Raw genomic sequence first — 13,288 nt, forward strand, 5'->3', positions numbered from 1 at the left:
CCGGCCTCGGCGCCTTTTGCGGCGCCGAAGGCACCTTGTTCCGTCACACAACGCCCTTATGCTGCCCAAATCCGGGAAAACAATTCGCCAGGGTTTGGGAATTGCGGAATGACGTGGCGGCTTTCCGATCGATCTTGGCTTCATCCGTGTCTCGCTGCCGTCCTGGCCTGCGGCTTCTGGCTTGCCGTGGCCTCGGCCGCCGACGCTGCCGCACAGCTGCGCGGCGTGGCGCTGGTCATCGGCAACAGCGCCTATGAGCATCTTGCGCGATTGCCCAATCCGCAAAACGATGCCCGCTCCGTCGAGACGATGCTCGACAGCCTCGGCTTCGATACAGAGATCAGCACCGACCGCGATGCGAGGCGCCTTGCCCGCGACCTCGACCGCTTCGCCGAGGACGCCAGGGATGCCGATGTCGCCATCCTCTATTATTCCGGCCATGGCATCGAAGCCGGCGGTGAGAATTACCTGGTGCCGGTCGATGCCGACTTTTCCGCACTCGACGCGGCCCGCGAACGTCTGGTGCCGGTGTCGGCGCTCATCGCCAAATTGCAGGCGAGCGTGCCGCTGACCATCGTCATGCTGGATGCCTGCCGCGACAGCCCGTTTCCGCCCGGTTCGCTCGTCCGCCCGGCGCCCGGCGTTCAGCCCGCTCCAATCGGCCCCGCCGGATTGAGCGAGGCCCGTGGCGCGACGCCTCTCAAGCCGCCGTCGGATGCCGCCGCGGCTCCGAGCGTCGGCACGGTGATTGCCTTCGCCGCCGAGCCCGGTCACGCCGCGCTCGATGGAAGCCCCGGCGGCGACAGCCCCTATGCGGCGGCCCTGACCAAGCATCTTTCGGCCATGAGCGGCGAGGAATTCGGCACCGTCATGCGCATGGTGGCCCAAGAGGTCTATCTCAAGACCAATGGCCGCCAGCGGCCATGGATCAACGAAAGCCTGCGCCGCCTGCTCTATTTCGGCAAGGCGCCGACTGAGCCGACCGGCGACGACGGCGACATCCTCAAGGAGCGCCGCCAGCTTCTGCTCACCATCGCCGCCCTGCCCGACGCCGACCGCAAGCAGGTGGAAACGACGGCCGCCGATCGTGGCGTGCCGATGGACGCGCTCTACGGCATGCTGAAGACGCTGGGCGCCGGCACGCCGAAGGATCCGGCCGAACTCGACAAGCTGCTGCGCGACCAGGCCGACCGGCTGAAGAGCATCATGGCGGAGCGCGCGGCGCTGCGGAGCGCCGATCCGGAGATCGTGCGGCTGTCTGGCCTGTCGCAGGCCGCCATCGGCGAGGGCGCGCTGTCCACGGCCATTTCGCTGAACGAACGTGCCAAATCCCGGCTGAAGATGCTGGTCTCGACCCTCGATGAAACAGAAGCCAATCTCAAGCAGCGGCGTATGGAAGCCGCCGACGTGTATGCCAGAAGCGCCCAGGCCTATGGCCTCAACTCCGACTATCTCGAGGCCGCCAGCGACTATGAACAGGCATTCGGTCAGGTCGAGCGCTGGGACGACACGCTGGCCCTGCAGTACAAGGGCGGCGAGGTGCTCTCGCTCACGGATCATGGCCGGTACAAGGGCGACAACGATGCGCTTCTCGGTGCGATTTCCGCCGGCAAGGATCTCGTCGGCATCGCAAGCCGTCTCAAGGACCAGGGCAGCCTGGCCAAGGCGCGGCTCAATCTCGGCAATGCTTACCAGACGTTGGGCAAGCGAAAAGGCGATGCGGGGCAATTGCGGCTAGCCGTCGCCGCCTACCGGACGGCGCTGGAGGGACTTCCACGCGAACAGAGTTCCCAAGACTGGGCTCTTGCCCAGAACAATCTTGGCGCGACACTGTCGAATCTGGGCGAACTCGAAACCGGCACCGCGACCTTGCAGGAGGCGGTCACGGCTTTCCGCGCCGCGCTGGAAGTGCGGACCCGCGAGACTGCCCCGCTTGACTGGGCCATGACGCAGACCAATCTTGGCAATGCGCTTGCGGAATTCGGCGAGCGCGAGGCGGGCACGGACCATCTGGAGCAGGCCGCCGCCGCTTTTCGGGCGGCCGGCGAAGAGCTGACCCGCGATCGGGCGCCGCTTTATTGGGCGCAGGTGCAAACCAATCTTGGCATCACGCTCTACGCACTCGGTGAGCGCGAGACCGGGACAGCGCACCTGGAAGAATCGGCCGCCGTCCTGCTCGCGGCGCTTGAAGAGCGCACCCGCGACCGCGTGCCGCTCGAATGGGCCAAGACGCAGATGAGTCTCGCCCTCGCCTGGACGGAACTGGGGCACCGCAAGCGCGATGCGAACCAACTGCGGGCGGCAGTCGCGGCCTATCGCGCCGCACTCGAGGAATACAGCGCCGATCGAGCGCCGATCGATTGGGCGACCACGCAGGCCGGTCTTGGAAACGCCTTCCGTTACCTTGATCAGGAACAACCGAACGCCGAGGCGGCCGGCACGGCGATGCTGGAACAGGCCCTGACGGCCTATCGTGCCGCCCTCGGCACGTTGACCCGCGAACATACGCCGCTCGATTGGGCGACGGTCGAGATCAATCTCGCCGTCGTGCTGTCGGATATCGGCAAACGCCGCGGCGACGCCGACCAGATCAAGGAAGCCATTGCCACCTTCCGCGCGGCGCTGGAGGAAGCCACCCGCGAACGCATGCCGCTGCTTTGGGCCAGCGCGCAGGGCAATCTGGGGCATGCGCTGGCATGGCTGGGAGAACGCCAGGGCGATACGGCATTGCTTGGGCAAGCCGTCGCCGCCTACAACGCGGCACTCGAGGAAACGACCCGCGCACGGGCGCCGCTAGACTGGGCAGCGATCCAGATCGACATTGGCACGGCGTCGAGAATCCTGGGGACGGCGTTGCCGCGAACCGGCCAATTCGACGAAGGCGCCCGGCAATTGGAGGCCGCCGAATCGGCCTTCCAATCCGCGCTGCTCGAATATGACAGTCAGCGTACGCCGAACGAATGGGCCGCCGCGCAAAGCAATCTGGGGGCGGTCCTGATCACCATCGGGCTTTCCCGGGGCGAACCGGGGCGGCTGCAGGATGCTGTCGCTGCTTTCAATGCGGCGCTTACGCAATACACCCGCGAAAAGGCGCCGCTCGACTGGGCCGCCACGCAAAACAATCTTGGCACCGCGCTGCGCTATCTCGGCCAGCAGCAAGGCGATTCGGCAAAGCTTGAGGCCGCCATTGCCGCCTATCGCGCGGCGCTCGAAGTCCGCACCAGATTGAACGGTCCGCTCGACTGGGCGCAGACGCAGGCCAATCTGGGCAACACGCTGGTGATCCTGGGCGACGTGCTGGCGTCCGCCGGCCAGCCGAATCTGGGGTTGGCGCGGTTGCAGGACGCCGTCACTACTCTTCGCCAGGCGCTGCAGGAATACATTCGCGAAAAGGCGCCGAAACCAGGGGCGGCGACGCAGGTCGACCTTGCGCGAGCCGAGACCAAGCTGGGATTGGCAATGGCCGGTTTCGGCGCTGTCGACAATGGCGTGGCATGGATGCAGGACGCGGTCGCCATCTACCGGCAAGCGCTGCTGCAATACACGCGCGAGACGACGCCCACCGACTGGTCCGACACCCAGAACGAACTGGGCTCCACGCTAATCAAGCTTGCGGGCACAACCATGGACCCGCAATTCGCCAGGGACGCCATCGTCGCCTACCGCGCCGCGCTCGAGATCCGTACCCGCGAACAATACCCGCAATATTGGGCGCAGACCCAAACCAATCTGGGACTGGCGCTTGTCGGCCTGGGCTCCCTCACCCGGTCGCGCGAGGCGATCCTGCTCGGCAAGGAGGCAATCCAGTCCGTATGGGACATGTACCGGGCGGCCGGCTACAGCCAGTACGACAATTATTACGCGTCCGCCCTCAGTGATGCCGACAATGAACTCGCCAGGTTGAACTGATCGCGGCGAAGCCGAAGCGGACCTTGACGCTCTCCAGTCGTTCAAGGAAGTTGCAGCGTTTTCCGACGCTTCTCGCCGAGACCTTGCGGCTTCGCGAGGCAAGGAAACGCTGCCTCACTGCTGGAGCTTCCCAAAAATGCGCATAGCCGTCCTCGCCGATATCCACGGCAACGTCCTCGCTTTCGATGCCGTGCTCGACGATCTGGCGCGGCGCGGCGGTGTCGATCTTACCGTCAATCTCGGTGACAGCGTTTCGGGGCCGCTCTGGCCGCGCGAAACCATGGAACGGCTGGAAGCGCTCAACCTGCCGACGGTGCGCGGCAACCATGACCGCCGCGTCGCCGTCGATCCCCCTGACGAGACCATGTGGGCGTCCGACGTTTATGCGCAGGAGCGGCTGACGCAGGCGCAGCGCGAGGCGCTGTTCGGGCAGCCGCTGACCCTGGAGATCGCGCCCGGCGTCATCGCCTTCCACGCCCGGCCCGATCACGACGAAAAATATCTGCTCGACGCGGTCGTCGAGGGCCGGCTGGTGCGCGCGCCGCTGGCCACGATCCGGCGCCGGCTGGGCGGGTTCGACCCGAAATGCCGCATTGCGCTCTGCGGTCACAGCCACCGGGCGGAGTTGATCCGCATTCCCGACGGTCCCGTCATCTTCAATCCGGGCAGCATCGGCTGCCCCGCCTATGACGACGACACGCCGCCGGCGCATGTTTCCGAACAGGGCTCGCCGCACGCCCGCTACGGCATCGTCACCCTGGGCGGCGCCGGGCAGCCGGACCGCTTCGAGATGATCGCGGTCGACTACGACCATGAGGCGGCGGCGCGTCAGGCCGAACAGGCGGGACGCCCGGAATGGGCGCACGGGCTAAGGACGGGGTTCATGCCAGGCTAAAGCCTAGGCTTCATGCCAGGCTGAACCCCTTGGTCATGCCGGGCTGAAGCGGTGGCTTCATGCCCGGGCTGAACGCCATCACATGGGTCGGCAGGTCCGGCCATCTCGGTTGTAGACACGGCGCCGCACCCTCGCTTATAAAACCGGCTTCGCGCGCGGCAGCATTTTTTTGGGTCTGGCGGTGCCTTTGGTAATGCAATCTATCGCCTACGGCCAAGTGATGAGGCGCCGAATTCCGTTCCGCAAAGCGCTCTACGCACTCATTGCCGCGCCGTCGCTGCTGACGGCGCTGGCGGCGCATGCCGAAGAGGCACCATTCATCTCCGTCGTCACCGGGCTTGCCCCCGACGACCTGCTCAATGTCCGCGCCAAGCCATCGCCGATCGGCAAGACCGAGGCGCGCCTGGCTGCCGGCGCGAGCGTCAGGAACCTCGGCTGCAACGACATTGACGGCCACCCCTGGTGCAAGGTCGAGTCGGACAATCCCAAGGCAACCGGCTGGGCCCCGGCGCGCTATCTCGTTCCCGTCAATCCGGCGACGATACCCGACCAGGCCGTCGATGCGCCCGCTGCCATTGCCGCAGCGCCTCCCGTCGACGGAGCGGCGCCGGCCGCCCAGCCCGCGCAACCTGTCGAGGCGCCCGCGACCCCTCAGTCACCTCCAACCGAGGCACCGCCAGCCGATGCACCCCCGCCCGACCTGACAGAGCGGCTGGGCGGCATCGTCCATCATCCGGTCACTCCCGAGGCGCCTGTCAAATCCGCCGCCGCCACGGCCATGCAGGATGCCTATGGCCTGGCGCTGGCTGCCACGGAAACGCCGACGACCGCGGAGAGCACGCCACCCACCGCCACGGTGGAACCACAAGCCCAGGACGACGCCAAGGCATCGCCAGACGCCGCCGCCCAAGGCGATGCCGGCACGGCGGCGGCCGGGGACAATGCCTCGGCGGGGTCGATCCCAGTGCCCACGCCGCGCCCTGTACCGGCAGGTGCTGGCCCAGGACCGGCAGGAGCCGCGCCGCCCGCCGTCGACACGCAGACCGTCGCGGAACTGCCGCCGCCGCCCACGGCCCTTGCCGCCGGCGACCCCGTCGAAATCCCCTGCGCCCGCTATGTCGGCCAGCCGATGACGCGCTGCGCGGCGACCATCGTGCACAAGGGCACGGACAAGGCCGACATCACCGTGACCTGGCCCGATGGCGGCACGCGCATCATCTCCTTCCAGGCCGGCATGCCCGCCGGCTCCAACGCCCGCGGCGATTTCCGCTTCACTAGGGAAGGCAGCCTCAACATGATCCGGGTTGGTGTGTCGGAGCGGTTCGAGATCACCGATACGGTGGCGTTCGGGGATTAGGGGAATAAGGCAGTAGGGCAGTAAGGCAGTAAGTGAGGCCGGGACGCGCTCCCCTACTCCCCTACTCCCTTCATTTTCGGGGTTACATCCGCCAAAACTCTTCCCTATAAGGCCCTCCTAGCCTGATACCAGAATCGCGAGCACAACCGGCCGGGTCTTCCCGTCCCGGTTTTTTGTGCAAGCCGCCCGCCGAACGGAATTGTCGCCATGCCAAGACGCACTGACATCAAGTCGATCCTGATCATCGGGGCCGGCCCCATCGTCATCGGCCAGGCCTGCGAGTTCGATTATTCCGGCACCCAGGCCTGCAAGGCGCTGAAGGAGGAAGGCTTCCGCGTCATCCTCGTCAATTCCAACCCGGCCACCATCATGACCGACCCGGAACTGGCCGACGCCACCTATATCGAGCCGATCACCCCCGAAGTCGTGGCCAAGATCATCGCCAAGGAGCGGCCCGACGCGCTGCTGCCGACCATGGGCGGCCAGACGGCGCTCAACACCGCTTTGTCGCTGCGCCGCATGGGCGTGCTCGAGCGCTACAATGTCGAGATGATCGGCGCCGACGCGCAGGCCATCGACAAGGCCGAGGACCGGGCGCTGTTTCGCGAGGCGATGAAGACGATCGGGCTCGAAACGCCGAAGTCGATGCTGGCCAACGCCACCGACGTCAAGAACGCCGACCGCAAGACGCATGAGGCCGAGCGCGCCGCGCTGAAGGCGGAGAAGCCCGACAATCTCGACGCCGCGCTCGATGCGCTGGAAACCCGCTGGAACCTCGGCGAAGGCGACCGCAAGCAGCGCTATATCAGCCATGGCATGGCGATCGCCGCCCAGGCGCTCGACCATGTCGGCCTGCCCGCCATCATCCGCCCGTCCTTCACCATGGGCGGCACCGGCGGCGGCATCGCCTACAACAGGGCCGAATTCTACGACATCGTCCAGTCCGGCCTTGACGCCTCGCCGACCACCGAAGTGCTGATCGAGGAAAGCGTGCTCGGCTGGAAGGAGTATGAGATGGAGGTCGTCCGCGACAAGGCGGACAATTGCATCATCGTCTGCTCGATCGAGAACATTGACCCGATGGGCGTGCACACGGGCGATAGCATCACCGTCGCCCCTGCCCTGACGCTGACGGACAAAGAATACCAGATGATGCGCAACGCCTCGATCGCGGTGCTGCGCGAGATCGGCGTCGAGACCGGCGGCTCCAACGTGCAGTTCGCCGTCAACCCGGCCGATGGCCGCCTCGTCGTCATCGAGATGAACCCGCGCGTCTCGCGCTCCTCGGCGCTGGCCTCCAAGGCGACCGGTTTCCCGATCGCCAAGATCGCCGCCAAGCTCGCCGTCGGCTACACGCTGGACGAGCTGGAGAACGACATCACCGGCGGCGCCACGCCCGCCTCGTTCGAGCCGTCGATCGATTATGTGGTGACCAAGATCCCGCGCTTTGCCTTCGAAAAATTCCCCGGCGCCGAGCCGGTGCTGACGACAGCCATGAAGTCGGTCGGCGAAGTCATGGCCATCGGCCGCACTTTTCAGGAATCGCTGCAGAAGGCTTTGCGCGGGCTCGAGACCGGCCTGACCGGCCTCGACGAGATCGAAATCCCCGGCCTCGGCGCCACAAACAGCGCCGACGACCGCAACGCCATCCGCGCCGCGCTCGGCACCCCGACGCCGGACCGGCTGCGCATGGTGGCGCAGGCGATCCGCATGGGCACCTCACTGGAAGACGTGCACGCCATGTGCAAGATCGACCCGTGGTTCCTCGAACAGATCGCGGGCATTCTCGCCATGGAAGCCCGCATCCGCGAGCACGGCATTCCCCAGGACGCCGTCAACCTGCGCATGCTGAAGGCCATGGGCTTCTCCGACGCCCGCCTCGCCTCGCTGACGAAGACCGACGCCGAAGTGATTCAAAGGATTCGCGAAAAGCTCGACGTTCATCCAGTTTATAAGCGCATCGACACTTGCGCCGCCGAGTTCGCCTCGCCGACAGCCTACATGTACTCGACCTACGAAGTGCCCTTCGCAGGCAGCCTCGCCAACGAGGCGCAGGTTTCGTCGCGCAAGAAGGTCGTCATCCTCGGCGGCGGCCCTAACCGCATCGGCCAGGGCATCGAGTTCGACTATTGCTGCTGCCACGCGGCGTTTGCGCTGCGCGACGCCGGCTATGAAGCGATCATGATCAACTGCAACCCGGAGACGGTTTCGACCGACTACGACACCTCGGACCGGCTCTATTTCGAGCCGCTGACGGCGGAGGACGTGCTGGAGATCCTGCGCGCCGAGCAGGGCTCGGGCGAGCTGGTTGGCGTCATCGTCCAGTTCGGCGGCCAGACGCCGCTGAAGCTCGCCGACGCGCTGGAGAAGGCCGGCATACCGATCCTCGGCACCTCGCCCGACATGATCGATCTCGCAGAAGACCGCGACCGCTTCCAGAAGCTCCTGCACAAGCTCAACCTCAGCCAGCCGAAGAACGGCATCGCCTATTCGGTCGAGCAGGCCCGCCTCGTTGCCGGCGAGCTCGGCTTCCCGCTGGTGGTGCGCCCCTCCTATGTGCTCGGCGGCCGCGCCATGCAGATCATCCATGACGAGGGCATGCTGCAGAGCTATCTGCTCGACACCGTGCCCGGCCTGGTGCCGGAGGACATCAAGCAGAAATACCCCAACGACAAGACCGGCCAGATCAACACGCTCTTGGGCAAGAACCCGCTGCTGTTCGACACCTATCTCTCAGGCGCCATCGAGGTCGATGTCGACTGCCTCTGCGACGGCAAGGCCACCTTCGTCTCCGGCATTCTCGAACACATCGAGGAAGCCGGCATCCATTCGGGCGACAGCGCCTGCTCGCTGCCGGTGCACTCGCTGCCTTCGGAACTGGTCGACGAACTGGAGCGCCAGACGGCGGCCCTTGCCCGCGCGCTCAATGTCGGCGGCCTGATGAACGTGCAGTACGCGATCAAGGACGGCACGGTCTATGTGCTGGAGGTCAACCCGCGCGCGTCCCGCACCGTGCCCTTCGTCGCCAAGACCATCGGTCGTCCCATCGCCAAAATCGCCGCCCGCATCATGGCCGGCGAGACGCTGGAAGACGCCTTCGCCCATTACGGCGCCATGCCCGACCCCAGGAACCCCGGCCACATCGCGGTCAAGGAAGCCGTCTTCCCCTTCGCCCGTTTCCCCGGCGTCGACATATTGCTCGGCCCGGAAATGCGCTCGACCGGCGAGGTCATGGGCCTCGACCGCGATTTCGCGCTCGCCTTCGCCAAGAGCCAGCTCGGCGCCGGCGTCGACCTGCCCCGCTCGGGCACCCTGTTCGTCTCGGTGCGCGACGAGGACAAGGCCGGCATCCTGCCCGCGGTCAAGCGCCTCGCCGGCCTCGGCTTCAAGGTGCTGGCCACCTCAGGCACCGCCCGCTTCCTCGCCGAAAACGGCGTCGACGCGCAGAAGATAAACAAGGTGCTGGAAGGCCGCCCCCACATCGAGGACGCCATCCGCAACCGCCAGGTCCAGATCGTGTTCAACACCACGGATGGCCAGAAGGCGGTGTCGGACTCGAAGTCGCTGCGCAGGGCCACGCTGATGCAGAAGGTGCCGTATTACACGACGCTGTCGGGGGCTGCGGCCGTGGCGGAAGCGATCGCGGCGCTGAAGGCGGGGAGCCTGGAGGTACGGCCACTGCAGGAGTATTTTGCTTAGGTGATTAGCTCTCTTCTCCCGTTCACGGGGAGAAGGTGCCGGCAGGCGGATGAGGGGGCAGCGCCCCGCAGATAGCACGCCTACGGGTGCCACCATCACTGATTATCTCTGCGACGCGGAAATACCCTATTCGCTATTGCGGATAAGCTATCATCACGTATCAACTCAGAACCAGTACCTACGGCCAGGTTTGCACCAACACGCTGGCGATAAATATCTCGAATCTTCTTAAGCAATTTCTTTCCCGACATATTGGCACGAGGGTCATCATTCACTCTTTGCCTCATGTCTCGTGCTGGGGCCCCAACATTTACCCGTCCGTTGCCCTGTTTGCGTTCCCAATCTAATCGGGAATTGAGTGCGTGCTCGTATGCATCCTCGCGTATCTCCTCGATCGCTTCATTAAGAATTTCCGTAAACTGAGCCTCGTTCTGTAAATTGTTTAAAACGGAAAGATAGCGAGGGTTTAGTAGGTGGGATTCGATATCGACGCCGGTTGTCACAAATGGATCACACTGCATTTCCCGGATCGAAGTTTTCCACGCCTCGACTTCCATCGGGTCAAGGAAGTCGCGATCTCGGTGAATCACAAGCCGCGCGCCTGATATACGTCGGGTATGATCGGCTATAGTTCTAAGATTGTGTAACTCCGTTACACCACGATATGGAAGAATAAGAGTTCGTTCCATATCAAAGCCGCTAGAATTTAGGAGCGTAACAATGTTTCTGGTTATTTCGTCCTCTGTGAGCAATATGGCATCGTAATTCTTGGTTCCAATGCGCTCCTTCAAATCGAGGGCGCCCAGGTCCATCAAAATATCAATCTGATCATCGCGAGAAGCCGGGGCAGCAGCGCCGGATTGAACCCAAATATATTGAGCTACACCAGATAGTGCATCAACTATGTGCCGAGAGTGGGTCGTGATGACGATCTGCGTTCCCAAATCCTCAGTGATTCTAGATAGCAGGTTAGAAATTATCCTCTGATTATTCGGATGAAGATGCGAGTCTGGCTCATCGAGAACAATCAAGCTCGGTCGGAATCTGTGAAGATAGCACAGTATCTGAACTGCCTGCAGGAATCCGGTTCCGCAAAGTTCAATAGGGATACTCGTTCCATCCCTCTTAACGTAGACATATATATATTCATCAATCTTCTGCTCAAAAATAACGTCTATCTCAACTCCCGGAAATATCTCGGCGAGATCAACGAGGAAGCTATTTCTGTTGTCTTCGTTTGGCCAAAGCCTAAGAAGCATATTGCGAAGAATTACGTTCGCGTCGCCTCGAGCAAGAGCCCGCAATAAAACTCCATCAGAAACAAACACCTCACTCTTAGCGACGCCCGCTAGCCCTGGCGAAAATATGCTAAATGGATCATCCAAACTCGCCAACCCCACCGCCACTTCCGGATTTACAATTCGGGCTTGAACATTGTTGTTCTTGCCTTTCGCAACCTCCAAGGAAAAAGTACGGCCATCTTCCAAAGTCAAATCAAACAAAATCGACCTATTCTCGCCTTCGACCAATTTTCCGCCTTGACCTAAAGCGTAAGGGTTGGACGCAGGAGAGTATATGATCTCATCAGGTCCTAGCGTGGCTATCAAAGGGCTTTTACGCGTCCATTTTTTTGCTAGCGCTATAGATTGCAATATCGAAATGCAAAAATGAAGAGCCTGAATAATACTGCTTTTACCAGAATTATTTGATCCAACAATTATGTTCAGATCAGATAGGCCCACACTGGCATCTTCGATGACCTTGAACCGACGTATCCTGAAATTTTGGATTTTCATTTCTTGGCTCCAAAGAATCTCATTTTGGCGTTTCTACCTCAATGAGCTTTGTAGCTTTGGCCTTCGCTCTTTCCAGCTTGTTCATAGCCTTTCTCATTCTAGCTACAGCTTCCTTTGCTTTATCTCCTTCGATCGTGTCTCGCTTGATCACTTCATTTTCGACTAACAGTGAAAGGTTCTCGTTGCCGACCTTTATGTCTGGAAAAAGCTTCCGAATTTCCCTGCGCACCACCGAGATCACTGGTTCTGATCGGATAATCGCGGAAACCGTAAACTTGTTGAACAGCTGAGCCTGCTGATGAAACGCATCCATAGCATCGGTCGTCAGCCCTTCCTTGGCGTACAGGAAAAGGCACTGCAGATGATCCTCGTTCTTCGGATTCACGTCCGCGAGTACTATACGGCAAACCTCTTCATGGCTGATCTGGTTTGCCACATAGATACGGACCAGCCGCCATTCGACGGCATTGGTCAGGATCACCCAGTGAATGCCTTGGTGCGCGCCATAATCGATAACCTGCCTTAGGTGATTATCGGCCAAGCTGCTGCCCGCTGATTTCACTTCGACAAGCAATCGCAGTTTTCCTGCGATCTTGATCGCGAGATCACAATATGTGGCCTTGATCTGATGCTCCGACGTCAGTTCGTCGTATTTATCGTAGCCGAAAACATCAGCCAGAATGTCCTTGACCAACGTAACGGTGTCAGCCTCCGCGACATCGGATTTTTGCTGAGCCACCGTAATCCGCTGATACTTCTTGAGATTCGACGCAACCCGCTCGATGAATTTTTTCGGTAACTTGTTCAATGACTCACCCTCCCTATCCCAGACGGGAGTTGAGGGCGAGTTTACTTGAAAGACAAGTAAAAACTTACACTAGAGATTGCCGGCCCTTCGCAGGCTCAGGGCGTTCGAAGCTCGACAAGCCAAGCAATTGGCTTTTCGTCCGCTGCGCGGACCGCCTCTCACCCTCACCCCACCGCCACGCACTCAATCTCGATATCAAACTCCATCGGCCACGACGCCACCGGCACGAAACTGCGCGCCGGCGGGTTGGTCGAAAAGTACCGGGCATAGACCCTGTTTATCGCGTTGTAGAAGCCGGAATTGACGGCATAGATGCGCACCATCACCACATTTTCCAGCGAGGTGCCGGCCGCTTCCAGGCAATGTTTCAGCGCCTTCAGCGACGCCTCTGTCTGCGTTTCGATGTCGCCGCGCACCATCTCGCCGGTCACCATGTCGACCGGCGGCGTCGCCGAGATGAACACGAACCCGTTGGCCCGCACCGCCGTCGAACAGGGCAAGCCGAGTGAGCGCACCTTGTCCGACATGACGGGCACTTCGATGACTTCTTTTTTCATGGTGGTGCTCCTTGGGGTTGGCAAGGTTAGCGCCAGGCCCCCTCACCCAGCCTCCGCTTCGCTCGGCTGACCGTTCGGGGCGAGCCGCGTGTCTCGCCCGTCCTTCGGACCCCCGAGGGGAGAGGAGATTACGAGCGCCAACGCCAGTCTCTTCTCCCCTCGGGGAGAAGGTGGACGCGAAGCGGCCGGATGAGGGGGCTGACGCCAACCTCTAATTGCCGGGAGCTTATCCCGACGCTGGCGAAACACCAGCGCCGAACCATGATC

7 protein-coding genes are annotated in these 13,288 nt (G+C 62.3%); 4 read left to right on the forward strand and 3 right to left on the reverse strand.

Annotated features, from left to right (window positions below; genetic code table 11):
* Positions 1 to 108: 108 nt before the first annotated feature.
* From LB564_RS29665 to carB, 4 genes are all read left to right on the forward strand, one after another.
* On the forward strand, positions 109 to 3,909 hold the full coding sequence (locus LB564_RS29665) for a caspase domain-containing protein (protein WP_224542637.1): 3,801 nt from the start codon (positions 109 to 111) through the stop codon (positions 3,907 to 3,909).
* A gap of 136 nt (positions 3,910 to 4,045) precedes the next feature.
* Positions 4,046 to 4,804 carry a metallophosphoesterase family protein gene (locus LB564_RS29670; protein WP_224542638.1) on the forward strand — a complete coding sequence of 253 codons (759 nt, stop codon included), beginning with the start codon at positions 4,046 to 4,048 and terminating at the stop codon, positions 4,802 to 4,804.
* Positions 4,805 to 5,024: 220 nt separating this feature from the next.
* Complete coding sequence (locus LB564_RS29675; protein WP_224542639.1) at positions 5,025 to 6,161, forward strand: SH3 domain-containing protein; 1,137 nt, start codon at positions 5,025 to 5,027, stop codon at positions 6,159 to 6,161.
* A 207-nt stretch (positions 6,162 to 6,368) separates the two neighbouring features.
* A complete protein-coding gene (carB, locus tag LB564_RS29680; protein ID WP_224542640.1) occupies positions 6,369 to 9,860 on the forward strand; it encodes a carbamoyl-phosphate synthase large subunit in 3,492 nt (1,163 codons plus the stop codon).
* 95 nt (positions 9,861 to 9,955) lie between these two features.
* Here carB and LB564_RS29685 read toward each other — a convergent pair whose 3' ends face one another.
* From LB564_RS29685 to LB564_RS29695, 3 genes are all read right to left on the reverse strand, one after another.
* Positions 9,956 to 11,656, reverse strand: a complete 1,701-nt coding sequence (locus LB564_RS29685) for an AAA family ATPase (RefSeq protein ID WP_224542641.1) — start codon at positions 11,654 to 11,656, stop codon at positions 9,956 to 9,958.
* A 19-nt stretch (positions 11,657 to 11,675) separates the two neighbouring features.
* Entirely contained in the window at positions 11,676 to 12,464 is a 789-nt protein-coding gene (locus tag LB564_RS29690) for a type I restriction enzyme HsdR N-terminal domain-containing protein (protein WP_224542642.1), read from the reverse strand.
* A gap of 164 nt (positions 12,465 to 12,628) precedes the next feature.
* The gene (locus LB564_RS29695) at positions 12,629 to 13,021 is read right to left on the reverse strand and encodes a RidA family protein (protein WP_224542643.1); all 393 of its coding nucleotides are present in this window, start codon (positions 13,019 to 13,021) and stop codon (positions 12,629 to 12,631) included.
* Positions 13,022 to 13,288: the final 267 nt, after the last annotated feature.

This window comes from Mesorhizobium sp. ES1-6, from assembly GCF_020164775.1.
Taxonomy (GTDB): domain Bacteria; phylum Pseudomonadota; class Alphaproteobacteria; order Rhizobiales; family Rhizobiaceae; genus Mesorhizobium.

What these genes read in the sequence shown, in the direction of transcription:
- LB564_RS29685 (WP_224542641.1), bottom strand. Translation starts at nt 11,656, where the DNA reads ATGAAAATCCAAAATTTCAGGATACGTCGGTTCAAGGTCATCGAAGAT.
- LB564_RS29670 (WP_224542638.1), top strand. Translation starts at nt 4,046, where the DNA reads ATGCGCATAGCCGTCCTCGCCGATATCCACGGCAACGTCCTCGCTTTC.
- LB564_RS29675 (WP_224542639.1), top strand. Translation starts at nt 5,025, where the DNA reads ATGAGGCGCCGAATTCCGTTCCGCAAAGCGCTCTACGCACTCATTGCC.
- carB (WP_224542640.1), top strand. Translation starts at nt 6,369, where the DNA reads ATGCCAAGACGCACTGACATCAAGTCGATCCTGATCATCGGGGCCGGC.
- LB564_RS29665 (WP_224542637.1), top strand. Translation starts at nt 109, where the DNA reads ATGACGTGGCGGCTTTCCGATCGATCTTGGCTTCATCCGTGTCTCGCT.
- LB564_RS29695 (WP_224542643.1), bottom strand. Translation starts at nt 13,021, where the DNA reads ATGAAAAAAGAAGTCATCGAAGTGCCCGTCATGTCGGACAAGGTGCGC.